General features: G+C 68.5%; 25 protein-coding genes. 17 read left to right on the forward strand and 8 right to left on the reverse strand.

The genetic code is table 11. From position 1 onward, the window contains the following. Window positions 1–19: 19 nt before the first annotated feature. A complete protein-coding gene (locus MEBOL_RS32300) occupies window positions 20–1,333 on the forward strand; it encodes a DmpA family aminopeptidase (protein WP_095981045.1) in 1,314 nt (437 codons plus the stop codon). A gap of 42 nt (window positions 1,334–1,375) precedes the next feature. Next, the gene (locus MEBOL_RS32305) at window positions 1,376–1,489 is read left to right on the forward strand and encodes a hypothetical protein (protein ID WP_002623709.1); all 114 of its coding nucleotides are present in this window, start codon (window positions 1,376–1,378) and stop codon (window positions 1,487–1,489) included. 48 nt (window positions 1,490–1,537) lie between these two features. Here MEBOL_RS32305 and MEBOL_RS32310 read toward each other — a convergent pair whose 3' ends face one another. Then, window positions 1,538–2,023, reverse strand: coding sequence for a hypothetical protein (locus MEBOL_RS32310; protein ID WP_095981046.1), 486 nt, complete (start codon window positions 2,021–2,023; stop codon window positions 1,538–1,540). Between the two features lie 103 nt (window positions 2,024–2,126). On the opposite strand from MEBOL_RS32310, the gene MEBOL_RS32315 reads away from it, so the two are divergent. Then, the gene (locus tag MEBOL_RS32315) at window positions 2,127–3,272 is read left to right on the forward strand and encodes an AI-2E family transporter (protein ID WP_170115637.1); all 1,146 of its coding nucleotides are present in this window, start codon (window positions 2,127–2,129) and stop codon (window positions 3,270–3,272) included. A gap of 76 nt (window positions 3,273–3,348) precedes the next feature. Further along, window positions 3,349–4,905, forward strand: coding sequence for an NADH-quinone oxidoreductase subunit E (locus tag MEBOL_RS32320; protein WP_095981048.1), 1,557 nt, complete (start codon window positions 3,349–3,351; stop codon window positions 4,903–4,905). Window positions 4,906–4,945: 40 nt separating this feature from the next. On the opposite strand, the gene MEBOL_RS32325 is transcribed toward MEBOL_RS32320, so the two are convergent. From MEBOL_RS32325 to MEBOL_RS32345, 5 genes are all read right to left on the reverse strand, one after another. Beyond that, on the reverse strand, window positions 4,946–5,536 hold the full coding sequence (locus MEBOL_RS32325; protein WP_095981049.1) for a DUF4276 family protein: 591 nt from the start codon (window positions 5,534–5,536) through the stop codon (window positions 4,946–4,948). Beyond that, window positions 5,533–6,762, reverse strand: a complete 1,230-nt coding sequence (locus tag MEBOL_RS32330; RefSeq protein ID WP_218920833.1) for an AAA family ATPase — start codon at window positions 6,760–6,762, stop codon at window positions 5,533–5,535. The genes MEBOL_RS32325 and MEBOL_RS32330 overlap by 4 nt, the downstream gene beginning before the upstream one ends. Window positions 6,763–6,870: 108 nt before the next feature. Then, window positions 6,871–7,638: a response regulator transcription factor gene (locus tag MEBOL_RS32335; RefSeq protein ID WP_095981050.1), complete on the reverse strand. Its 768-nt coding sequence runs from the start codon at window positions 7,636–7,638 to the stop codon at window positions 6,871–6,873. Further along, entirely contained in the window at window positions 7,635–8,915 is a 1,281-nt protein-coding gene (locus MEBOL_RS32340; protein WP_095981051.1) for a sensor histidine kinase, read from the reverse strand. Before MEBOL_RS32340 ends, MEBOL_RS32335 begins: the two co-directional genes overlap by 4 nt. A 76-nt stretch (window positions 8,916–8,991) precedes the next feature. Next, window positions 8,992–9,372: a hypothetical protein gene (locus MEBOL_RS32345; protein WP_095981052.1), complete on the reverse strand. Its 381-nt coding sequence runs from the start codon at window positions 9,370–9,372 to the stop codon at window positions 8,992–8,994. Between the two features lie 109 nt (window positions 9,373–9,481). Between MEBOL_RS32345 and MEBOL_RS32350 the strand changes: the two genes are divergently transcribed. The 8 genes from MEBOL_RS32350 (at window position 9,482) to MEBOL_RS32385 (ending at window position 14,077) form a co-directional block, all read left to right on the forward strand. Continuing rightward, window positions 9,482–10,213, forward strand: coding sequence for a HesA/MoeB/ThiF family protein (locus MEBOL_RS32350; protein WP_245919015.1), 732 nt, complete (start codon window positions 9,482–9,484; stop codon window positions 10,211–10,213). Then, the gene (locus MEBOL_RS32355; RefSeq protein WP_095981054.1) at window positions 10,201–10,443 is read left to right on the forward strand and encodes a sulfurtransferase TusA family protein; all 243 of its coding nucleotides are present in this window, start codon (window positions 10,201–10,203) and stop codon (window positions 10,441–10,443) included. The genes MEBOL_RS32350 and MEBOL_RS32355 overlap by 13 nt, the downstream gene beginning before the upstream one ends. A gap of 6 nt (window positions 10,444–10,449) precedes the next feature. Beyond that, window positions 10,450–10,722: a ubiquitin-like small modifier protein 1 gene (locus MEBOL_RS32360; protein WP_095981055.1), complete on the forward strand. Its 273-nt coding sequence runs from the start codon at window positions 10,450–10,452 to the stop codon at window positions 10,720–10,722. A 5-nt stretch (window positions 10,723–10,727) separates the two neighbouring features. Beyond that, the gene (locus MEBOL_RS32365) at window positions 10,728–11,339 is read left to right on the forward strand and encodes a HesA/MoeB/ThiF family protein (RefSeq protein ID WP_179956331.1); all 612 of its coding nucleotides are present in this window, start codon (window positions 10,728–10,730) and stop codon (window positions 11,337–11,339) included. A gap of 7 nt (window positions 11,340–11,346) precedes the next feature. After that, entirely contained in the window at window positions 11,347–11,802 is a 456-nt protein-coding gene (locus MEBOL_RS32370; protein ID WP_095983134.1) for a M67 family metallopeptidase, read from the forward strand. Window positions 11,803–11,966: 164 nt separating this feature from the next. Further along, window positions 11,967–12,761, forward strand: a complete 795-nt coding sequence (gene cysC, locus MEBOL_RS32375) for an adenylyl-sulfate kinase (RefSeq protein WP_095981056.1) — start codon at window positions 11,967–11,969, stop codon at window positions 12,759–12,761. 98 nt (window positions 12,762–12,859) lie between these two features. Then, the gene (gene larE, locus MEBOL_RS32380) at window positions 12,860–13,744 is read left to right on the forward strand and encodes an ATP-dependent sacrificial sulfur transferase LarE (RefSeq protein WP_095981057.1); all 885 of its coding nucleotides are present in this window, start codon (window positions 12,860–12,862) and stop codon (window positions 13,742–13,744) included. 168 nt (window positions 13,745–13,912) lie between these two features. After that, the gene (locus MEBOL_RS32385; protein WP_095981058.1) at window positions 13,913–14,077 is read left to right on the forward strand and encodes a ribbon-helix-helix domain-containing protein; all 165 of its coding nucleotides are present in this window, start codon (window positions 13,913–13,915) and stop codon (window positions 14,075–14,077) included. A 29-nt stretch (window positions 14,078–14,106) separates the two neighbouring features. Here MEBOL_RS32385 and MEBOL_RS32390 read toward each other — a convergent pair whose 3' ends face one another. Next, window positions 14,107–14,919 carry a tRNA pseudouridine synthase A gene (locus MEBOL_RS32390; RefSeq protein WP_245919016.1) on the reverse strand — a complete coding sequence of 271 codons (813 nt, stop codon included), beginning with the start codon at window positions 14,917–14,919 and terminating at the stop codon, window positions 14,107–14,109. A gap of 109 nt (window positions 14,920–15,028) precedes the next feature. On the opposite strand from MEBOL_RS32390, the gene MEBOL_RS32395 reads away from it, so the two are divergent. The 3 genes from MEBOL_RS32395 (at window position 15,029) to clpX (ending at window position 18,135) form a co-directional block, all read left to right on the forward strand. After that, window positions 15,029–15,964 carry an AgmX/PglI C-terminal domain-containing protein gene (locus tag MEBOL_RS32395; RefSeq protein ID WP_095981059.1) on the forward strand — a complete coding sequence of 312 codons (936 nt, stop codon included), beginning with the start codon at window positions 15,029–15,031 and terminating at the stop codon, window positions 15,962–15,964. Between the two features lie 55 nt (window positions 15,965–16,019). Further along, window positions 16,020–16,652 carry a hypothetical protein gene (locus MEBOL_RS32400; RefSeq protein WP_095981060.1) on the forward strand — a complete coding sequence of 211 codons (633 nt, stop codon included), beginning with the start codon at window positions 16,020–16,022 and terminating at the stop codon, window positions 16,650–16,652. Window positions 16,653–16,857: 205 nt separating this feature from the next. Next, window positions 16,858–18,135, forward strand: coding sequence for an ATP-dependent Clp protease ATP-binding subunit ClpX (gene clpX, locus MEBOL_RS32405; RefSeq protein WP_095981061.1), 1,278 nt, complete (start codon window positions 16,858–16,860; stop codon window positions 18,133–18,135). A 77-nt stretch (window positions 18,136–18,212) separates the two neighbouring features. Here clpX and MEBOL_RS32410 read toward each other — a convergent pair whose 3' ends face one another. Beyond that, entirely contained in the window at window positions 18,213–19,730 is a 1,518-nt protein-coding gene (locus MEBOL_RS32410; RefSeq protein ID WP_095981062.1) for an Hsp70 family protein, read from the reverse strand. Between the two features lie 341 nt (window positions 19,731–20,071). Between MEBOL_RS32410 and MEBOL_RS32415 the strand changes: the two genes are divergently transcribed. Further along, window positions 20,072–22,327, forward strand: coding sequence for a PrkA family serine protein kinase (locus MEBOL_RS32415; protein WP_095981063.1), 2,256 nt, complete (start codon window positions 20,072–20,074; stop codon window positions 22,325–22,327). Window positions 22,328–22,495: 168 nt separating this feature from the next. Continuing rightward, window positions 22,496–23,341 carry a S1 family peptidase gene (locus MEBOL_RS32420; protein WP_095981064.1) on the forward strand — a complete coding sequence of 282 codons (846 nt, stop codon included), beginning with the start codon at window positions 22,496–22,498 and terminating at the stop codon, window positions 23,339–23,341. Window positions 23,342–23,357: the final 16 nt, after the last annotated feature.

The raw sequence follows: 23,357 nt of genomic DNA on the forward strand, positions 1-23,357 counted from the left end.
TCGGCTAGGTTGCCACCCCATGGCCGACCTGCCAGAGACCGAGTCCCCCGAGAAGCGTGTCCGAGCCCGGGAACTGGGAATTCCGCTGGGCCGCTTCAAGCCGGGCAAGCACAACGCCATCACCGACGTGGAGGGAGTGCTCGTCGGGCACAGCACCATCATCCAGGGCGAGGGGCCGCTCAAGCCGGGGCAGGGGCCCGTGCGCACGGGCGTCACCGCCATCCTGCCCAACCGGCGCGACATCTTCATGGAGCGCATGACGGGCGGAGGCTTCGTGCTCAACGGGGCCGGCGAGGTGTCCGGCATGACGCAGCTCATGGAGTGGGGGCTGGTGGAGACGCCCATCCTCCTGACGAACACCATGGCCGTGGGCGCGGTGAGCGACGCGGTGGCCCGCTACATGGTGGAACAGAATCCGGGCATCGGTGACGAGCACGACGTCATCATCCCCATCGTCGGCGAGTGCGACGACAGCTTCCTCAACGACATCTCCGGCCGGCACGTCAAGCGCGAGCACGTCTACGAGGCCATCCGCGCGGCCTCGGAAGGCCCGGTGGCCGAGGGCAACGTGGGCGGTGGCACGGGCATGCTCACGTGCGACTTCAAGGGGGGCATCGGCACCTCCTCGCGCAAGCTGCCCGAGGCGCTGGGGGGCTACACCCTGGGCGTGCTGGTGATGAGCAACTTCGGCAAGATGCACAACCTGCGCGTGGGCGGCTTGCCCGTGGGCGAGGTGCTGGCGGAGAAGTTCAAGCACGTGCCCCGGCGCGTGCAGAGCTACGGCTCCATCATCGCGGTGGTGGCCACGGACGCGCCCCTGCTCAGCCATCAGATCAACCGCCTGTGCAAGCGCGTGGCCCTGGGCATCGGCCGGGTGGGCAGCTACGCGGCGCATGGCTCGGGGGAGATCGTCGTGGGCTTCTCCACCGCCAACATCATCCCCCGGCGCACCCAGAAGATGGTCTACAAGCTGAAAATCCTCCTGGATCAGCGCCTGGACCCCCTCTACGAGGCGGTGATGGAGGCCACCGAGGAGGCCATCCTCAACGCCATGTGCATGGCCACGTCCATGACGGGGGTCAACGGCAACTTCGTCCCGGCGCTGCCCCTGGACGAGGTGCGACGCTTCGTGAACGCGAGCCGCCCCCTGTTCGCCCCCGCCCGCAAGCGTGCCCACCCGGCGAGCGCTCCGGCGGCGCCGGCCCGGCCTCCGGAGGGGGAGGGGACCCCCACACCCAAGGTCCGCCTGTCCGAGAGCAGCTTTCCCCAACCCACCCGGCCCGCGCCGGATGACAGCGGGGACTCCTCTTCTGGGGGAACTTCTGGTACGTAGGCGCCCCTCGTCTGTCCTACCTTCACCCAGGAGACACCTGACATGGCCCGTAGCAAGAGCAAGCACCGCCGCGTGCAGAACATCATCCGCCAGAAGTGGAAGCGCCAGCTGAAGCGCAAGGCCGCCGCCGCCAAGGAAGCCGCCGCGAAGAAGTAGTCCCGTCGTGGATGTTCGGACCCGCTCCGCGCGGCGTCTCCCGCCAGGCTACTGGCGGGTGGCCGTGAAGGGGCGGGCCACCGCGCAGCGCCGGACCGTCCCCGACGAGGTGCTCGCGAAGTTGCCCAGCCATTCCCCCTCCAAGAGGGGCACGCCGCCATCCCCCACCGCGGGCACGTAGCGTCCGGAGAGGCTCACCGACTCGGGCCCCGCCGTGCCGCCGTCCACGGGGGCCAGCCGGTTGCCCAGGAGGTTGAACTCCCCCGTTTCGTAGACGGTGCCGCTGAGCGGCAGTCCGTCCAGGTCGCCGGACAGCGTGCCGCCCTGTTGCCGCACCTCGAGCGGCCCCCGGGGCAGTGTCACCGTCACTCCCTGGCAGGACGAGGGCGTCGTGCCCGTGCCGAGCGCGAGGGCGTAGGTGCCCTCGATGGGGGGGCACTGGGAGCAGCCCGGGGCGCCCCCTCCGCAGGCGGCGAGGGCGAGCGGGACGAGGACGGTGGTGCAGCAACGAAGCGCGAATCGTCCGGTATTCATGGGTGGGGTCCCTCGGAAGGGGGGGTTGGACTTCCCGCGAGGAAGCGACGTTCCTACGTTCTGTCGTGTCCCGGGCGGGGTCGATGTGGGCGGGGGTGGGGTTGTGACGGGGTTCGACAAGAAACGTTGTTCCAATCTTATCTTCGCCGGGCTGTTCGTCCTGGCCCTGGTTCTCTTTTCACGCATCCTGCTGCCCTTCCTGATGCCGGTGTTGCTGGGCGGCTTCCTGGTGGTGCTCTTCCAGCCGCTGCAGCGGCGGCTGCTGGGGGCCCGCATCAGGTTGTCCCCGTCGGTGTGCGCCGGCGTGTCCACGCTGGCCGTCTTCCTGCTCATCCTGGTGCCGCTCGTGGTGGTGGGGTGGATGGTGGTGCGTGAGGTGCTCGGCCTGATGGAGCACGCCCAGATCGTGTTGGATCAAGTGGACCTGCGCGAGCGGATGACGGCGGGACTGCCGCGCGGACTGAGGCGCTACGCGGAGGCCCTGCATGGCACGCGCACGGAGCAGGCGCTGGAGGGGGCGATGTCCAATGGCGTCCTGGTGCTCTCCAACCTGTTGGGAGCGGGCACGGAGCTCATCGTCGATCTGTTCCTGATGCTGGTCGCCATGTACTACTTCTTCCTGGATGGGCGCCGCCTGTGGACCGAGGGCACGCAGCTCATCCCCATGGACCAGCGCTACATCCAGGCGTTCGCCAAGGAGTTCACCGACGTCGCGCACGCCATCATCTATGGCAACACCATCACCTCGCTCATCCAGGGCGCGCTGGGCATGGTGGGGCTGATGCTGGCGCGGGTGCCGCACGCGGGCGTGTGGGGCGCGGCCATGGCGGTGGTGGCGATGGTGCCGGTGGGTGGTACGGCGCTCGTGTGGGGGCCCATTGGTGGGGTGCTGCTCATGATGGGCAAGGTGAACGAGGGCATCTTCCTGCTCGCCTGGGGCGCCTTCGTGGTGGGCAGCATCGACAACGTCATCCGGCCGAGGCTGTGTGGCTCGCGCATGGCGCTGCACCCGCTGCTCGTCTTCCTGTCCATGTTCGGCGGCCTGGCGGTGTTCGGGATGATGGGCCTGCTCGTGGGGCCGCTCATCGCCTCGCTCTTCATGGCCATGGTGCGCATCTACCGCCGGGATTTCCTGGGCCTGCGCTCCGCTCTGCCCCCGTCCAGCCCGGGGCTCCCGGTGCCCGGGGACAGCGCGCCCGCCGCCATTCCCCCGGGAGTGCCCTCCGCGCCCGTGCCCGCTGAAGCCTGAACGTCCGGGAAGCCTGGACAAGCGCCCGCGCCGTGGGTGAGGCTTCCGGGCATCCATGAAGGCCCCTGGACGCACGATGTGTCGCCGCGGCGCGGCGTTGGCTCTTTCACTGGCCGTGTTGCTCACCGCGCAGGCCGCCGTGGCCGCGCGGCTGGCCGTTTCCGCGCTCGAGGGAGACCCCAAGGGCAAGCTGCGCGCCCAGGTGACGGCGGCCGTCCGCAAGGCGCGCAAGGCGCAGGTGCTGCCACCCACCGCCTGGGCCCAGGCGGCCGGAAAGCAGGGACTGAACGGCCCCACCTCCGTGACGCCCAACGCGGTGAAGCTCCTGGCGCCCAGGCTGCGCGTGGACGCCGTCCTCACCGGCTCGGTGGAGGGGCGGTTCAACGCCCGGCTTCTGGACAGGGACGGCCGGGAGGTGTGGTCCGCGAGCTACCCCCTCAAGCGCGGGTTGCTCGCACCACGGGATGTCGCCGCGCTCGTCAAGGCCGTGTCCTCCGCCCGGCTGGAGCCCGTCGAGGCGCCTCCGTCCGAGGTGAAGACTCCTCCCGAGGTGAAGACTCCGCCCGAGGTGAAGTCGCCTTCCAAGGAGCCGCCCGCGTCCGAGCCCCAGGCCAGCGAAGCTCCTCCCTCCAAACCGGTGTTGACCCCCGAGCCCGCTCCCGCACCGGCTCCCTCCAAGGCCGAGGCCTCCGCGCCCGTCGCCTGGGCGATGCTGGAGGAGGAGTCGCATACGTACGGTGTGGACCCGTTGGGCAGCGGCGGGGGCTTTCCCGAGAGCGCGCCGACCGTGGATCCAAGCCGTCTGCCCCGGCGGGTGAAGGTGCTGCTGGGCGCGACGGCGACGTGGCGCAAGTACTGCGCGCGGCCGGATGCGCCGTCGTGCGCCGAGTTCGACTCGCGGCCCGAGGAGCAGCGGCAGGGAGACATCTCGGACTTCACCTCGAACGCGCCCTACCTGGGGTTCGCCGCCGAGGCGGAGGTGTTCCCCCTGGCGCACCGGAGCTCGCTCATCCGAGGTCTGGGCCTGACGCTGGCGTGGCAGCGCGGCTTCACGCCGACGACGGTGCAGGTGTCCTCTCCGTCGGGGTCCACGCCCAAGCGCGAGGTGGCCGCGGCGGACAACGCCTATGGCGCCATGCTCGCCTACCGCTACTTCTTCGATCTCGGCAGCGAGCAGACACCGCTCTGGGGCCATGCCGGGGTGCGCCTGGGCGTGCTCGGCCATGGCTTCAGCGTGGATGAGTCGCTGGAGGTGCCCCTTCCGGTGGTGCACCGTCTGTACCCGGCGGTGGGACTGGAGGCCTCGGTGCCGCTCATGCGTCTGGTGCGTCTGGAGGGCGCGGGCCAGTTCTTCTTCCGGCCTCATCCGGGCGGCGCGTTCGCGGGACTGGGCAATGGCTCGTACCTGGCCGAGGTGCGTGACTACGGCACGGAGGTGTCGAGCTTCGGCTGGGAAGCGCAACTGGGCGTGGCGGGCGACATCTGGGGCCCCTTCGGCTACAGCGCGCGCCTGCGGCTGGAGCACTACTCGGACACCTTCACCGGGCAGGGTGCCCGGCGCGGGTGGACGGAGGGCGGCGTGGCCGAGGAGTCCTATTCGAGCCTGCTCGCGGGCATCACCGCCGTCTGGTGAGCCGGGGTGGGCGCGCACCAGTTGGCCCAGCCCACGCTGGCTACCGGGGCGGAACGGGGAGTCCGAAGAGGCGCCCGACCTCGCGGAAGAGCTTGTCGAAGGAGTCCGAGCGCCGCGCCGCGGTCAGGTCGAACAACCCCGTCAGCGCGGGCTGATCGACGGTCTCGCTGTAGCCGTCCGCCTTGCGCTGGCCCAGCCACTTCTTGGCATCGCGAATACCCTCGGGATGGAGGGGAGGGGCGAGGTCCAGGGGGAGCCCACGCCGCCCACGGAGCGACTCCGCGGCGGTGAGGAACCAGGCTTCGTACTCGCGCGTGGCGATGACCACCGAGATGTCGCGATCTGGCCGGTAACCTCTTGCCTGGGCGAGCAGCGAGGGTCCCAGCTGGCAGGGGAGGTCATCATCGGCGTCGAGCAGGAGAAGGATGCGTCCCTCGGGACCTACCTTGCGCGCCATGAGCTCGACCGCGGGACGCAGTCCCTCTTCCTTGACGAGCAGTCCCCGTGAAACGCGGTGGGCGTTCAAGATGGAGCAGTGATGCTGGGGGTCCAGCTCTCGAAGAATCCTCCGCAAGAGAATGGGCAGCGAACGCACCTCGCCATGACCCTCGACGATGAGACCGACCTTCATGGAGTCTCCAGCTCGAAGAGCCGAAGCTGCTTGGGAGCGGGAACCTCCTCGGGCTCCGGGGTCAGCTGGTTCGCTCTCAACAACTCGCCGGCCGTATAGAGCCGGTCCTTGAGTGTTTCGCGGGTGGCCTCGTCGAGCCGAGCGATGAGTGTCTTGCCCTGTTCCGCCGCGACCGCGATGAGCTCCTGATCGGAGACCTTGGAATCATCGAGAAGTTCGGGACTGTGACTGGTCACGAGGATCTGTGCGTGCCGTGCACCCTCGCGCAGGGCGTCTCGCAGAATGCCCGCCGCGGCGGGGTGCAGGGCGACCTCTGGCTCTTCGATCCCCACGACGCGCACGTCTTTCTCGGCCCGGGCCTGGAGCAGGGCGACGAGGATCCCCAGCGCACGCAGGGTCCCATCCGACATGTTGATGGCTGGAAATCGTGCTTCGGATCCGGCGACGTGCTGTCGGAACTCCAGTGTTTCCATGTGTCCGACGCGCTTGGAGTCCACCCCCTCCAGGCCGGGCACGATGAGACTGAGGTACTCCTCGATGCGCCGCTTGGTGCTGCCGTCGTCGGATTTCTCCAGGCGTTCGAGCACACTGGACAGGTTGAACCCGTCACGCGCGAGCAGTTCTCCCTTGTCGGGAGCCTGGAGGGCGCGAATCTTGTCCGGGTTCAGGTTGTAGAACCCCATGTTCGAGAGCACGTCGAAGACGGGACGGAACTCCGCCAGACCCGCGGCATTCACGAGGTAGAGACGGTCGGCAGAGCCAGGCGGCGCGACGGGAGCGGGTTTGATGGCGACCGTGCCTTCCCGCACGAGGTACTTCGCCGCACCGACGACACACTCCTCCCTCAGGACGACATGGTCTCCATGAGGACGCGCTCCCACTTCGAAGGCGAAGTGCCCGGCCGCGCCCTCGGGAAGCTGAAACTCGAGGTGAATCGCGAAGTTCTTGGGATGGCCGCTCGATCTCTGGCGCACCTCGTTGACGCCTCCTCGATCACGGAGGGCGTGGTCGAGCGAGGTCCGCAGGGCGTCCGTGACGAGTCTCAGGGCATCCAGGAAGTTGCTCTTGCCCGACCCATTGGGCCCCACGAGAAACGTGAGGGGTCCGAGCCCTACGTCACAGGCCGTGATGCTGCGGTAGTGCCGCAGCTTCACCCGAGTCAGGAACGGAACTCGGCTCCCGGGCATGCTCAAGGGGGGCTGCCAGGGAGTCTCAGGGGAGGACATCGGGGCTCTCCAGGGAGTGTTGCGCTACTCCCGTACCGCATGCCGTGCGCCGCATCCAGATCGTGAGCGAGGCGCCGTTGGGTGCGCCCTCGGGTCTGGCCCCGCGTCTCACACCGAGATGAGACCCTTGCGGATGCCCTCCGTGACGGCCTCCACGCGGTTGGTGACCTCGAGCTTGCGGTAGATGTGCTCCAGGTGGGTGCGGATGGTGGCCTTGGACAGGTTGAGCACGCGCGCCGCCTCGCTGTTGGACACGCCCTTGGCGATGAGCTGGAGGATCTCCGTCTCGCGGTCCGATAGCGGCTTGAGCAGGGGCTCCTGGGCGTCCCCGGAGAGGGCGGACTCGGGCGGGGCCGCGTCGGTCCCGGCGGAGCTGGAGGCGTCGGCGCTCGCGGGCGCCGAGGGCACGGGCGTCTGGCTCGGCGTCACGCGGAAGTGGCGCAGCAGCCGGCTCGCCAGGTTCGGCTGGATGACGGAGCCTCCGGCGCGCACGTCCTTGATGGCCTCGATGATCTTGTCCACGGGCGTGCCCTTGAGCAGGTAGCCCGAGGCGCCGGCCGTCACCGCCTCGAGCACTTTGTCCTCCTCGTCGAAGATGGTGAAGATGAGGATCTCCACCTGGGGCCACTCCGCCTTGACCCGCCGCGTGACGTCGATGCCGCTCATGCGCGGCAGGCCCAAGTCCAGGAGGATCACATGGGGCTGGCTCCGGGGCACCTCCTCGATGGCCGCCTCGCCGGACAGCGCGGTGCCGACGATCTCGATCTCGTGATGACTCTCGAGCAGACGCAGCTGGTTCTTGAGGATGCGCGTCTGGTCCTCGACGACGAGGACACGGATGGGGGAGGGGGAAGGAGACTCACTCGCTTCGATCATGAGAGGGCCGGTAGGGAGAAGGAGACGCGGGTGCCGTTGCCGGGCGCCGAGTCCACGAGGAGGGTGGCGCCGAGCTTCATGGAGCGCTCGCGCATGTTGAGCAGACCGTAGTGACCACGGGGTGTGCGCTGGGGATCGAACCCCTTGCCGTCATCGCGCACGAGCAGTTCCACCCGGGAGTCGTCGTAGTCCAGCCGCACGTGCACCTGGGTGGGCGCGGCGTGCTTGAGGGCGTTGGACAGGCACTCCTGGAGGATTCGGAAGAGGGCGAGCTGGGCATCCGGGGAGAGCTTGCGCGGCAGGCCCGTGCGCTCGAAGCGGATGTCCATCTGGGTGCGCGCGGCGTACGTCTTCACGTAGTCCTCGAGTCCCTGGGTCAGCTCGAAGTCCTCGCGCATCATCTGCAGGCTGCGGCGCAGCTCCTCGATGGACTCCTCGGCCGTGGCCTTGAGCTCCTGGATCTCCGCCTGCAATGCGCCGTCCTTGGCCATGCCCAGGATGTACTCGGACTGGATGATCATCGAGGAGAGCGAGGCGCCCAGGCCGTCGTGGATCTCCCGGGCGAGCCGGCTGCGCTCCTCCACCACGGCCATCTCCTTGAGGTCTCCCTGGAGCTCCACCACCTCGCGGTGGGCGATCGCCTCGCGCTCGCTCAGGTACGACAGCACGTAGATGATGATGAGCGTGAGCGACAGGTACCACAGGAGGGTGAGCACCTCGATGGCGGTGATCTCCCGGTAGAGCAGCAGATCCAACCGGATGATGACGAGCAGCGACAGCACCGCGGGCGTGATCGCCAGGGGCTTGGGGTAGAGGAGGGCGAAGAGGATGGTGAAGAGCAGCTGCGTCGCCAGGAGAGGGCTTTGCAGGCCTCCGCCCACCTGGGGTTTGGCGAGCACCACCACCATGATCATCACGTCCAGGCAGAGGGTGATGTACGTCACCCACCGGCCGGCCTTGGGGTGGTCGATGACCAGGTAGTTGGCGACGCTGTAGAGCAGCATCGCGAAGTAGCCGGCGAACGCGGTGACGCCCTGCAGGCCGAAGTAGAAGGACCAGCTGGGCACCGCGAGCAGCAGCAGGCCCAGGGTGAGGAACATGAGCCGCGCGTAGAAGAGAGCGCGGGCCCGGGTGACGAAGCGCTCCTGCTCCCAGGAGTTCGCGGCCTGCGCGGCCGAGACGTTGTCCGTGAGCTTTCGCCGCTCGAGCACTTCGCGCACGCGGGCGCGCCGGTGCGACTCGGGGCTGGGGGTGTCGAGGGACAGGGCGGGATCCATCAGGCCGGCGAGCTTAGGAGACATGCCGGGTTTTCGGGAATCCCTCCCCTCGATTGTCCGCCCTTCAGGCGAGCGGTCAGCGGGCGTCGGTGCCCGGGCACGCCTTCTTGGCCTCGGGCTGACGGGCGAAGACGTGCTCCAGGCGGTCCTGGGTCTCGCCGGTGGCCTCGTTGAAGAGGGGCGAGCCGCCCGCGTACATGGTGCCCTCGGGGTGGCCATAGCGGTCCAGTTGGTGCGCCTTGAGCCACTGGTCCACGCAGGCCTCCCGCGCGGCGGGGGGCTCCGCGCCCTGGGCCCCGGTGCCCGAGTCGGAGGGAGGCGCTGAGGGCTGCCCGGCGTCGCGATAGGAGGGGGTCTCCACGGGCGCGGTGGGCGGCGGGGGCGGCGCGTCGGCGGTGTTCTTGTGGCAGCCAGTGGCGAGGCAGAGTGCGGCGAGCAGGGGGAGGGCGTTCTTCATGGGGTCCTCGGTGATGCGCGGAGGAGGTTGAAGATACGCATTCACTCCGGGTTCGGGCAGCTTTTCGAGCGGGCTGGGGTTGACGGAGGACGGAGGCTCGGCGAGGGTCGTGCGCGTGCGAAACGGGGTGTCGGCGAGGGTGTTGGTGGTGGGGGCGGGAGGCTTGGGGTGCCCGGCCTCGTTGGCGCTCGCGCGAGCGGGCGTGGGCCAGTTGACGCTGGTGGACCCGGACCGGGTGGACGTGACGAACCTCCACCGGCAATTGTGGCATCGCCCCTCGGATGTGGGCCGGCACAAGGTGGAATCGGCGGCGGACGGACTGCGGCGCGCCTTTCCGGCCTCGAGGGTGGAGACGCTCGTGGGGCGGGTGGACGCGGACAACGCCGCCGCCTTGTTCCAGGCCCATGACGCCGTGGTGGACGCCACCGACGGCACGGCCACCAAGCTCTTCCTGTCGGACGTGGCGGTGGCCACGCGGGTGCCGCTCGTCTACGGCGGGGTGTTGCGGATGCAGGGCCAGGCGATGCGCGTGGTGCCCGGCGGGCCCTGCCTGCGCTGCCTATATGAGGAGGCGCCCTCGCCGGACGCGGTGCCCACGTGCGCGCAGGCGGGCGTGCTGGGCCCCATGGCGGGGCTGGTGGGCGCGTTGCAGGCCGCGTTGCTCCTGGAGTGTCTGGAGGGAGGTGCGTCCGACACGTCTGGCGAGGCCGTCCTGCACGTGCTCGATGGCGCCACCCTGCGCGGCCGACAGGTGCGCGTGCGCCGGGTCCCCGATTGCGAGGGCTGCGCCCGTCCTCGCACCCCCGTCTTTCCCGAGGAGTCCGAGCGATGCACGAGGTGACGCGGACCGTGGACATCACCCGCGAGGTCTGCCCGATGACGTACGTGCGCACCAAGCTCGCGCTGGAGGCGCTGGGCGCGGGCGCGGTGTTGGAGGTGTGGCTCAAGGGGGAAGAGCCCTTGAAGAACGTGCCGCGCAGCGCGCGCGAGGACGGCCACGAAGTGCTCGCGCTGGAGCCGCGGGGGGATGGCACCCACCGGTTGTTGCTGCGCAAGCAGGAAGGACACTGACGCGCCATGGCCACGGTCCGTATTCCCACCGCCATGAGAAGCCTCGCGGGCAACCAGGGCGAGGTGCGCGTCGCGGGCGCCACGGTGGGCGAGGTGTTGAACAACCTGGGCCGGGCGCACCCGGGCCTGGGCGCGCGCGTGCTCGATGACCAGGGCGCGGTGCGGCGCTACGTGAACGTGTTCCTCAACGACGAGGACATCCGCTTCCTGAAGGAGTTGGACACGCCCGTGGCCGACGCGGACCGCCTCACCCTCATTCCAGCCATGGCGGGAGGTTAGGGGCCGTGGCCCTGAGCGAGGAGAACATCCTCCGGTATTCGCGGCAGATCCTCCTGCGCGAGGTGGGCGGTCGCGGCCAGGAGCGTCTGCTCGCGGGAGGGGTGCGGCTGGGTGCCTCGGGCGGGGCGGGATTGACGGCCGCGGCGTACCTGGCGGCCGGTGGTACGGCGGTGGTGGCGGACGCGCGGCCGCTGATGCCCGGGGCGGAGGGCTTCCTCGTTCCGGCGGAGCAGGAGGGCGAGCCCGCGGCGGACGTGCTCGCGCGGGCCCTGCCGGAGTTCAACCCGGACGCGCTCGCGGCGCGCGGGACAGGCCTCCTGGCGGAGGTTCCCGCGACGTGGGATGGCGAGGGCCCTTGGGTGGCGCTGGGCGGGGAGGGACCGCGCGGCGTGGCCGTCTTCCGCGCTCCAGGGGGTTGTGGGGGCTGCTTCGAGGCCACGGTGGCGGAGCTGGGTCCTCCTCCCGGAGGGGTGCTGGGGGTAGGCCTGGGCGCGCTCGGAGCGCTGGTGCTGCAGCGGTTGTTGCTCGGGCTCGGGCCGTCGTTGGGCGCCTGTGGGTGGGAGGCCCCGGGCGTGCTGACGGAGAGGACGGTACGGCGCTGTGGCCGGTGCGGCTGAGGACGAGATGCCCTCCTGGAGCGAGGCGCTGGACGAGGTCGTCCGGCATCTGGAGTCCGCCTGGCCCCTGGAAGGCTGTGGGGTGTTGCTGCGTGTGGGTCCGCGCGGACCCTGGCGTTGCCGTCCCCTGCGCAACGCCCTGGATGCGCGCGCCGCCCGGACGGCCTACGCCTTCGAGCCCCGCGAGTGGCTGGGTGTCCTCCAGGAGGCCGACACCCAGGGTGAGCAGGTCGCATGTGTGTTCCACTCCCACGTGGAGGGAGGCCCGGGTTTTTCCGCGGAGGATCGGCGCCAGGCCGCGCCCGGGGGTCAACCCCTCCTGCCCGGGGTGTCCTACCTCGTGATGGCGATCCCCTCCGGGCGGGTCCGCGCCGCGGAACTCGTCCAATGGGACGGGCATGATTTTCGGGGACACCCCCTCCCGGGACGCTTTTTTTCGCGCCAACCGGCGGAAATCCCTTGAGAAGTCGAGCGCCTGTCCGCTCTCCTCCTGCACCTGCGGAAAGGTAGGCACGAATTGTCAAACGGCGGGTTTTTCGTCTATAACGCCCCCGACTTTTGATCTGCCGCGCTCTGGGGGCTCCTGAAGGCAATGCGCCCTGGGAAGCGCAGGGAGTTAGAACCCGTATGGCGCAGACGCTTGGTTTTACCGTGTGGCTGACCGGCATGTCCGGCACTGGCAAGAGTACGATGGCCGCCTACATCGCGGCCCGGCTCCGCCAGGTGGACCGCAACGTCGAGATCCTGGACGAGAACGAGGTCGGCAACGAGCTGTGGCAGGGCCTGGGTGACAGCAAGGACGAGCGCATGACGATCGTCCGCCGGCTGGGCTACGTGGCCGGACTGCTCACCCGCAACAACGTGGCGGTGCTGGTGCCCTGTGTGAGCCCGTACAAGGCGGGCCGCGAGGACAACCGCCGCTCGGTGGGCCGCTACATCGAGGTCTACGTGGACTGTCCGACCGAGAAGCTCATCGAGCGCGATGGCACGGGCCGTTATAAGAAGGCGCTCGGGGGGGAGATCCCCAACTTCATCGGCATCACCGAGCCGTATGAGCCACCCGCGTCCGCCGAGGTGGTCATCCACTCGGACCAGGAGAGCGTGGAGGAGGGGGCCGGGAAGATCTTCCAGTCCCTGCTGGACCTGGGCTACGTGACGGCCGACGAGCTGAAGATCATCACCGGCAAGAAGATGAAGGCCCAGCCGCCCACGAAGACGGCCGTGACGCGGGTGTCCTCGGCCAAGCCTCCCAAGGCGGCGGCCAAGACGTCCAAGGCGGCGGCCAAGCCTTCCAAGGCGGCGGCCAAGACGCCCAAGGCCGCCAAGGAGGGCAAGGGCGCCAAGGCCCGTCCCGCCGCCCGGGCGGCGCGGGTCGCCAAGCCGTCGTCCAAGAAGGCCTCGGCCAAGCGCAAGGCCCGCTAGGGCTCGGGGGTCCTCGAGGCCTCCTTGACACCTCCTCGACGTGAGGACCCTCGGGGTGCCATGGGCAACCCGGGGGTTCTTCGTTTATAGAGCCCTGCATGCTGACCCCCGAGCGCATCCAGGCCCTGTGTGACTCCTCCCGCCCCAAGTTGGAGGCGATGCGCGCGCAACTCCGTGCCCATGGCTCGGCGCTGGTGGCGTTCTCCGGGGGTGTTGACTCCACCTTCGTGTTGAAGATCGCCGTGGAGGAGCTGGGCGAGCGGGCCCTGGCGCTCACGGCGCTGTCGGCCTCGGTCGCGCCGGAGGAGGAGAAGGAGGCGCGGGAGCTGGCCCAGCGCCTCGGCGCCCGGCACGTGGTGGTATCGAGCGACGAGCTGGCCAACCCCCAGTACGCGGCCAACCCCACCAACCGCTGCTACTTCTGCAAGACGGAGCTGTACGACCTCTGCGAGGCCCAGCGCCGGGAGCGGGGAATCGAGGTGGTGCTGGACGGCTTCAACGCGGATGACTTCAAGGATCACCGTCCGGGACACAAGGCCGCCCAGGAGCACGCGGTGCGCTCGCCCCTGGCGCTCGCGGGGCTGACGAAGGAGGAGATCCGCGCCTGGAGCCATGCCCTCGGCCTACCCACGTGGGACAAGCCCCAGATGGCGTGCCTGGCGTCGCGCATCCCCTATGGCACCTCGGTGACGCGCGAGCGCCTCTTCCAGATCGCCGGGGCCGAGTCCGAGCTGCGCAAGCACGGCTTCCGCCAGTTCCGCGTGCGCTACCACCAGGAGGTGGCGCGGATCGAACTGGCGGCCGAGGAGTACGAGCGCTTCCTGTCCGCCGAGCTGCGGCGCCAGGTGGATGCCGCCTTCAAGGCGCTGGGCTTCAAGTTCGTGGCGTTGGACCTCGAGCCCTTCCGCTCGGGCCGGATGAACGACGCGGCCGGCATCCAGAAGCCCTCGGCCGACGTCCACCCCCTGCCCGTCGTGAGTTGAGCCGCCTGCTTGCCTGGCAGGATGTTGGATCCTGTTGCGGATCGGACGTAGATCCGCCGCGCGCGAGCGCGAGCGCCGCCGGCCGGGGTGATCCACCAGGTCAGGGGTTTTCTTGCGATCTCCCGCGCATGTGCGACTTTGTGCGCACCTGTAGGAGACAACGCACACATGGACATGAATCCTCGCCTCACCTCGGTGGTGTTCCGTCTCAACCGCGAGAAGCTGGACGCCCTGAAGGAGTTGTCGCGCTCGACGCGCATCCGCCAGAGCGAGTACCTGCGCGAGGCCATCTCCGACCTGCTCACCAAGTACGAGGAGCGTCTGGTCGACTGAGCGTCATGTGCCGAGCCGTCCGTCCTCGCTCAGGCGACCTTCGTGTCCACCTGGGTTTCGGCGAGGAAGGGCGGAAGGGCGGGGAGTCCCGGAGGCCGTTGCCTTTCATCGGGAGGAAACGGCTCCTTGTCGAGGGGATAGCGCACCTCCCAGAGCACGAGTCCCTGGGCGGGCGCCTTGAGCCCCGGGATGGACGTCCCCGAGTCGAGCGCGGCGCGGTAGTGCTCCTCGGAGAGTCCGCCAGCGGCCGTGAGCAGGGCGGAGCCCACGAGGTAGCGCACCTGGTAGCGGCCGAAGCCATCTCCCCGGAGACGGGCCTCGAAGAGCCCACCTCCCAACGCATGCAGGGTGGCTGACTCCAGGGTGCGCGGCTTGCGTGGGCTGGAGTTCTCGTGGAACGCCTGGAAGTCGCGGCGGCCCACCGCGGCGCCGAGCACTTCCGCTATCCGTTCGGGCGTGGGCCTGCGTCCCTCCAATCGGGGCTCGAGTCCGAGGTCCATCACGAAGGGCTTCCAGGCCGCGGGGACCTCACCCCCGAGTTGGAAACGGTAGCGATACTCCTTCCCCGTGGCGCTCCACTGGGAGTGGAATCCCTCGGGGGCTCGCCGGGCCACGCACAACCCCAGGCCGGGGGGCAGGAGGGCGGGCAGCCGCTCGGACAGTGTCTCCGCACTATAGCCCGGAGGGAGCCGGACACTGGCCACCTGCATCCGGGCATGGACACCCCGGTCGGTCCGCCCGGCGGGCATGAGGGAGGAGGGGACCCCCGCGTGCCGCATGGCGTTCTCCAAGGCTTCCTGGACGGTGAGCCCGTCCGGCTGCCGCTGGAATCCCTTGAACAATCCTCCTTGGTACCAGATCCACAGGACTGCGGGCGTTCTTTTCACGGAGCGTCAAGGGGGCGGGAGGGGCGTTGCGGTGGTGCGCGGAGCCTAGGATACTTCGCGCCCCATGTCGGCCGCACAAGACCTCCATGACCCCGAGCGGGCGCAGCGTGACTCCCAGTGGCTCTACCGCCAGGGGGACCTCGTCCTCGGGCCCCTGACCGGCCAGCAACTGGTGGACAAGTTGTACGCGGGAGCGCTCACCGGGGACACGGAAGTGTCCTGCACGGGCCCGAGCGGCTTTCGCAAGCTCAAGGAACTGACGCCCTTCCAACTCCACGTGGCCCAGGCGGTGGTGCGGCTCCGGGTGGAAGCCGAGGCGCGCGAGGCTCGGGCGCGGCTCAACCAGCAGCGGATCGTCACCATCGGCGTGGTCCTCGGCGTGCTCATCGCGTTGGGCCTCGGCGCCTGGCAGGTGTCCCGCTACGCGAAGGTGTATCTGGCGGCCAACGCGGACAGCGGACTCGACATCCAGGTGGACCCGCCGGTCATCACCCTGGCCAAGCGCTCCCTGCCGGAAGAACTCTTCGAGTACCCCGGCGAGCCCAAGCGCACCCCGGTCCGTCCTCCCGACACCACGTCCGACAAAACCGACAAGACGGAAAAACCAGAAAAGGTTGCCTCGGTGGGACCCAAGCCGGAGCGTCCGGCCAAGGCGGGCCGGGTGTCGGGCAAGGTGTCCACGGATCCCGACGGGCTCGCCACGGAGGTCAACTACGACCTGGGCGCCATCAATCGGGTGGTGAAGTCGAACCAGAGCACGCTCCACCATTGTTTCAAGGAGGAGAGCGAGCGCCGTCCGGGTTTCGCGGCCAAGGTGCCGCTCGAGTTCACCATCGGCAACGATGGCCGGGTGGCGCAGCTGTGGATCGACAATCCGCAGCTCAAGAAGGGCGCGCTCTTCGAGTGCCTGTTCACCGAGCTGAAGAAGTGGCCCTTCAAGGCCTACACCGGGGAGCGCGCCACGGTGAACCTGGCGTTCACCATCGGCAAGAAGGGGTAGGGCGGGGGCGGGCGGCTTTTTTGCCCCCTCCCACATCCTGGCGGATACAGGGTGCATGGTCTCTGTAGCCGAAGCCGACATCGAGAAGAAGGCCGCCATGGTGCCGCCGGGTACCTTCCGCCACACCGTGCTGGTGGCCGCCAAGCGCTTCAAGTCCACCTGGGCCGAGCTGGGCAAGCTGCTCGTGCAGGTCAAGGACGAGAACCTCTGGGAGTCCTGGGGGCACGCGTCCTTCGAGGCCTATTGCCTCAAGGAACTGCACATCAAGAAGCAGACGGCGCTCAAGCTCACGCGCTCGTTCAGCTTCCTGGCCCGCCACGAGGACGCCGAGGAGGTGTCCCAGCCGGAGTTCCCCCAGAAGGCGCCCCCCTTCGAGGTCATCGAGGTCCTGGCGGACGCGGAGGAGCGCGGCCAGCTGTCCCCCCAGGAGTACCGTTCACTGCGTGACAGCATCTGGAATCCGGAAAAACCCGTCAGCGAGCTCAAGAAGGAAGTGGCCGAACGCTTCCCCCGGCCTCCTCCCGAGCCGCCCCCGGAGAGCTTCCAGGTGAGGAAATTGGCTCAGATGGCGCGTAAACTGGCCGCCGAGGTATCCGGCTGCCGCCGTGTCCCCCATGCCATCGCTGAGCGGGCGAGCGCCCTCGCCGAAGATTTGGAGGAGTGCGCTTCGGGCGTGAATGACGCCTAAACGAGTGTTACTGAACGCTGACCTCGTCCGGCGGTGCACAGCCCGGCGGGCGACTCACCTGGGATGGGCTTCCTGTGCATTCATGGGGAGCCTATATTTCGGCGGACGGTTGTTCGAGACGTGGGCAGCCGGGCGGCTTGGGTGTGGTGAGGGTGTCGGCTAGGTAGGCTCCGGGGGACCGGAGTCGGTGAACTCGGAGGCGGCAGTGAAGAAGGAGCACCACGTCAACCTGTCCTGCTCGTTCTGCGGCAAGTCGCAGCGGGAGGTCCGCAAGCTCATCGCGGGCCCCACGGTCTACATCTGCGACGAGTGCATCAAGCTGTGTAACGACATCATCGCGGACGAGAACGAACGCGAGGAGGGCAAGCCTCAGGTCAGCCTGCCCACGCCCATGGAGATCAAGGCGTTCCTCGACGACTACGTGATCGGCCAGGACCAGGCGAAGAAGGTCCTGTCGGTCGCCGTCTACAACCACTACAAGCGCATCTATCAAAAGAAGCCCACGGCCCGGCCGCGCCCGGGAATGAAGCCCTCGGGTGCCGAGGACGTGGAGCTGAGCAAGAGCAACATCCTGCTCGTGGGCCCCACGGGCAGCGGCAAGACGCTGCTCGCCCAGTCGCTCGCGCGCTTCCTCAACGTCCCCTTCACCATCGCCGACGCCACCAGCCTCACCGAGGCCGGCTACGTGGGCGAGGACGTGGAGAACATCATCCAGAACCTGCTCCACAACGCCGACTACGACGTGGAGAAGGCGGCGCGCGGCATCGTCTATATCGACGAGATCGACAAGATCGCGCGCAAGGGTGATACGCCGAGCGCCACGCGCGACGTGGGCGGCGAGGGCGTGCAGCAGGCGCTGCTCAAGATCATCGAGGGCACGCGCGCCAACGTCACGCCACGGGGTGGCAAGAAGTACAACCAGCAGGAGTACGTGCAGGTTGATACGACGAACATCCTGTTCATCTGCGGCGGCGCCTTCCACGGCATCGACGGCGTCATCAAGCGCCGCGTGGGCGAGAAGGGCCTGGGCTTCGGCGCGAAGATCACCCACCGCGAGGAGCGCAGCGTGGGCGAGCTGCTCGCCATGGTGGAGCCCGAGGATCTGATGAAGTTCGGGATGATTCCCGAGTTCATCGGCCGTCTCCCGATGGTGGCCACGCTCAACGACCTGAAGGAGGAGGATCTCATCACGATCCTCACCCAGCCGAAGAACGCGCTCATCAAGCAGTACCAGAAGCTCTTCGAGATGGAGAAGGTGAAGCTCACCTTCACCAAGGAAGCGCTCAGGGCCATCGCCCGCGAGGCCATGCGCCGCAACTCCGGAGCGCGCGGCCTGCGGGCCATCCTCGAGGACGCCATGCTCGAGATCATGTACGACGTGCCGTACCGGGATGGGGTCAAGGAGTGCAAGATCACCGAGACGGTGGTCACCAAGCACGAGCCTCCCCAACTGGTGATGGAGAAGGAAAAGAAGTCGGCCTGAAAGCAGCGAAGGGACGGTCCTCCAAGAGGCCGTCCCTTCCGCGCTTCAGGGGCCCGGTGCTCCCGGGCTCCACGGTCTCACCCGGAGACCCGGACCGTGGTGTTCATCTCCCGGCCCGTGGCGGGATCCCTCGCGCGCATGGTGAGGATGCCTTCCACGCTCACGTCGAAGGTGATCTCCACCTGCACCGCGCCCGCCTTGGCCTGGCGGATCCCCGAGAAGGTGAACTCGCCGAGCAGATCGTTCCTCGCCACCTGCTCGTTGTCGCCCTGGAAGATGCGCATGGCCAGCTCGGTCTGGTTGTCCCGGCTGGTGGTGGCCACCAACTGCTTGGCGTTGGGGATGGGCGCGTTGCGGGGGAAGACCGTGTGGAAGGCCCCGCCCGCGCGCTCCAGGCCGATCGCCATGGGGATGACGTCCAGCAACTGCAGCCGCATGCTGGAGTTGTCCTCGAGCGACTTGGCGTAGAGGGCCGCGCCCACCGCCACGGCCTCGTCCGGGTGGACGCCCTTGCTCGGCGTCTTGCCGAAGAACTTCGTCAGCCGATCCTGCACCACGGGCATGCGCGTCTGGCCGCCCACGAGCAGCACCTCGTCGATGTCCTTGGTGCTCAGCCCCGAGTCCACGAGCACCCGCGCCACCATCTGCAGCGTGCGGTCCACGAGGTGGTTGGTGAGCTGCTCCAGCATCTTGCGCGTGAACTTCATCTCGATGTTCAGGGGCTGGCCCTGGGACGTCATCGTGATGAAGGGGATGTTGAACTGCACGTCGTCGCGCGCGGACAGGTCGATCTTCGTGCGCTCGGCCAGGTCCTTGATGCGCTGCATCGCCACCGGATCCGTGGCCAGGTCGATGCCCGCCTTGGACGCGAAGTCCTTGAGGACGTGGTGGATGATGGCGTTGTCGAAGTCGATGCCTCCCAGGAAGACGTCGCCCCCGGTGGCCTTCACCTCGAAGACCCGGTCGCGGATCCCGATGATGGACACGTCGAACGTGCCGCCGCCCAGGTCGTAGACGAGCACCGTCTTGTTGACGCTCTTGCCGGCGCCATAGGCGAGCGCCGCCGCGGTGGGCTCGTTGATGATGCGCACCACCTCGAGGTCGATGAGCTTGCCGGCCTCCTTCACCGTCTGCCGCTGACGGTCATTGAAGTACGCGGGCACCGTCACCACGGCGCGCTTGATGGGCGTCTTGAGGTAGTTGGCGGCGACGTCGCGGATCTTGTTGAGGATCTTGGCGCTGATCTCCTGGAGCGAGAATTCCTTCTTGCCCACGTCCAGGACCACGTCGCTCTTCTTGCCGGGGCGCACCGAGTACGCCACGACCTTCTTCATCGCCGCGACGACATCGCTCTGGTAGGCGCGCCCCACCAGCCGCTTGGAGCCGTAGATGGTGTTCTTGGGGTTGAGCTGCCACTGGCGCTTGGCCTCGTAGCCGATGAGCTCGTTGCCCTTGTCGTCGATCGCGAAGATCGAGGGAATGGTGTACTCACCGCCCTTGTAGGGGATGAGCTTCACGTTCCCACCGTCCTCGACGATCGCGGCGCACGAGTTGGTCGTGCCGAGGTCGATGCCGATGATGGGATCCTTGTGCACGCGCGGGACTCCGAGAGAAAGGGGCTCGAGGCGAACGGGGAAGGGCCCTGGCTTATCAATTGGCGACGTTAGTGCAACTTCACGGGGGTCGCGAGCGCGACGACAAGTCCGGTGGCCCCCGGGGGGCGTCTTCCCGGGTTGTCCGGAGGGCGCCCCAGCGGGCACGACGCCCCCCGACCCGTGCTCCCGCCTGGAGAGCACGGCCCACGACATAACGGAAGAAGGGACCTGGACATCGCCGGGTCCGGGAGGAAATGTCCTGGAAGCCGCCGCGTTTCCGTGGAGGCGGCCTTCCCCGGCGGAGGGGGAGGGTCCAAACCACCGCACAGAGGAGTGTCCCCGTGGAAGCCAAGCGATACCTGCAGGAGGTCGGCGCCCAGGTGTCCGACGACTTCGTCAAGAATCGCTCCATCCTCTCCTTCGAGGAATACCTCGCGCTCTTCATGGCGGATCCGCGGGGTCAGGCACGCAACGCCGCTCAGTACCTGCGCGATGTGATGGACCACTACGGCACGGAGACGGTGCCGCACCCCACCGGCAAGCAGCGCCGCTTCAAGGTCTTCGACGTGCCCTCCAGCGACCGCGATGGCCGGGTCGCCGGCCAGGAGGAAGTGCAGAACGCCGTCTACCGGATGCTCGGCAACTTCACGCGCGCCGGACGCATCAACAAGCTCATCATGATGCACGGCCCCAACGGCAGCGCGAAGTCCACCTTCGTCAACGCGCTCAAGGCGGGCATGGAGGACTACTCGCGGCAGCCCCAGGGGGCCCTCTACCGCATCAGCTGGATCTTCCCCTCGTCCAAGCTCGTCAAGGGCTCCATCGGCTTTGGCGGCGAGCGCGTTCCCGCCACGGAGACGGACCTGACCTCCTTCGCGCACCTGGACGCGGAGTCCATCGATGTGCGCATCCCCTGCGAGCTGCGCGACCACCCGCTCTTCGTCCTGCCCCCCTCCGAGCGGCAGCGGCTCGTCGAGGGCGCGCTCAAGAAGAAGGGCCCGGGGGAAGGGCAGGGGGGCGAGGGCGACTTCATCCTCTCGGACTACATGCGTCATGGCGAGCTGTGCCACAAGTGCCGCAGCATCTACACGGCGCTGCTCGCCAACTACAAAGGCGACTTCATGCAGGTGATCCGCCACGTGCGGGTCGAGCGCTTCTACATCTCGCGCCGCTACCAGGTGGGCACGGTGACGGTGGAGCCGCAGATGAGCGTGGACGCCATGTACCAGCAGGTGTCGGCGGACCGCGCCCAGATGCTCAACATGCCGCCCGCGCTGCACAACGTGGCCCTCTTCGAGCCCCATGGCGCGCTCGTGCACGCCAACCGGGGGGTCATCGAGTACTCGGATCTGCTCAAGCGTCCGTTGGAAGCCTTCAAGTACCTGCTGGGCTTCGTGGAGACGGCGCAGGTGCCGCTCGAGCACTTCGTGCTGCAACTGGATGAAGTGCTCCTCGCGTCCTCCAACGAGAAGCACCTGGGGGCCTTCAAGGAACTGCCGGACTTCGCGTCCTTCAAGGGCCGCATCGAGCTGGTGCGCGTGCCCTACCTGCGCCGCTACCGGCAGGAGCAGCAGGTGTACGACGCGCAGATCACCCCCACCACCGTGGGCAAGCACGTGGCCCCGCACGCCACCGAGGTGGCCGCCATGTGGGCGGTGCTCACGCGCCTCAAGAAGCCCATTCCCGACCGCTACCCGCCCGAGGTCAAGGAGCTCATCGACCAGGTGACGCCGGTGGAGAAGATGCACCTGTACGAGGAGGGCGTGGTGCCGGACCGGCTCAGCCTCTCGCACGGCAAGGAACTGCGCAAGCTGCGCACGGACCTGTACGAGGAGTCCGACGCCTATCCCAACTACGAGGGCCGCAGCGGCGCGAGCGCGCGGGAGATCAAGACGGCGCTGTTCAACGCCGCGCAGCACCCGGACTACAAGTGCCTGCACGCGCTCGCGGTGTTCGAGGAGCTGGAGGCCATCTGCAAGGACAAGAGCGTCTACGAGTTCCTCCTGCAGGAGGTGGTGGACGGCTACCACGATCACGAGGAGTTCGTGCGCGCGGTGCAGGCCGAGTACCTCGACCGGGTGGACGAGGAGGTGCGCGAGAGCATGGGCCTGGTGTCCGAGGGCCAGTACCGCGAGCTCGTGGAGCGCTACGTCTACAACGTGAGCCACTGGGTGAAGGGCGAGAAGATCCGCAACCGCCACACCGGGGCCATGGAGCGCGTGGACGAGCAGCGCATGGCGGAGATGGAGGCCATCGTCATGCCGCGCGGCGAGGATCCGGGCGAGTTCCGCCGGGGCCTCATCTCGCAGATCGGCGCGCACAAGCTGGACAACCCGGACGCGGAGATGGACTACCCGCGCATCTTCCCGGATCTCTTCCGCCGCCTGCGCGACCACTACTTCGAGGAGCGCAAGCGCGTGCTGCGGCGCAACAAGGAGAACATCCTCAAGTACCTCTCGGAGGACCGGGGCACGTTGTCCTCGCGCGAGCAGGCCCAGGTGGAGAGCACCCTCCAGGCCATGAGCGAGCGCTACGGCTACTGCGAGCACTGCGCCAAGGACGCCATCCTCTTCCTGATGCGCAAGCGCTACGGCTGAGCCGCGCTGGGGGTCGCGAGCGCCACACGCGGAGTCCTCCCGGAGCAGGCGGGCGGACGGGCGCCGGGTGGGCTCGGTGCTTTCTGAAAAGCGCGTCGCAAGGGGATGATGGGGACTCCATCGATGTTGAAGACCTTTGTCCCCCCTCGTTCCGTGTCCGGAGTCTCGATGACCCGTTTCGTCCTGGGCCTGCCCGCCTTCTTCGCCATGCTGTCCTGCGCGGCCGCGCCGACCCCTCATGGGGCCTTGGCGCCCTCGGGCGAAGGGAGCATGGGCGGTGCGCCGGTGGTCTCCTCCTCGTCGCGGCCCACGCGCAAGGAGCAGGTGCGGCGCATCCTCCCGCATAACGTGCGGCTGTCCGTGCGCGAGGATGGGCAGGCCCGCAGCGCCGCCTCGGGCGTGGTCATCGGCAACGAGAAGACGCCCGAGGGCGTCGTGAGCTACGTGCTCACCAACGCGCACGCCGTGGCGATGGACGGGCTCGACAAGCCGAGCCTGCTCGTCATCGTGGACGCGCGCGGTGACTCCACGGAGTACGCGGCGCGCGTGGTGGCCACGGGCTCGGTGCCGGACATGGACCTGGCGCTGGTGAAGGTGCCTGGCCTCGCGCTCGAACCGGCCCGGCTCGCCACGGACGCGGAAGTGGAACTGGGTGACGACGTGGTGGTGGCCGCCTCGCCCTTCGGCCGGGCCCTGTCGCTGTCCGGGGGCATGGTGTCCCAGGTGGAATGGGACAAGGACAGCAAGCTGCCGCGCATGGTGAAGACGGACGCGCCCATCGGGTACGGCGCCTCGGGCGGCGGCATCTTCAGCCTGGAGTCGGGCAAGCTGCTCGCCATCGTCGAGGGCTACCGCACCGCCAAGGTGGGCTTCGCCGTGGCCGAGCAGAACTTCAGCTTCGACGTGCCCATGCCGGGCGAGACCTTCGCCGCTCCCTCGGCCAAGGTGCGCGTCTTCCTGGGGCAGCACGGCTTCGCCCGGCTGCTCGGCACGGAGCCGGTCGCCAGCCGCTAGACGCCCTCCGCGCTCT

Source organism: Melittangium boletus DSM 14713, from assembly GCF_002305855.1.
In the GTDB taxonomy this organism is placed as follows: Bacteria; Myxococcota; Myxococcia; order Myxococcales; family Myxococcaceae; genus Cystobacter; species Cystobacter boletus.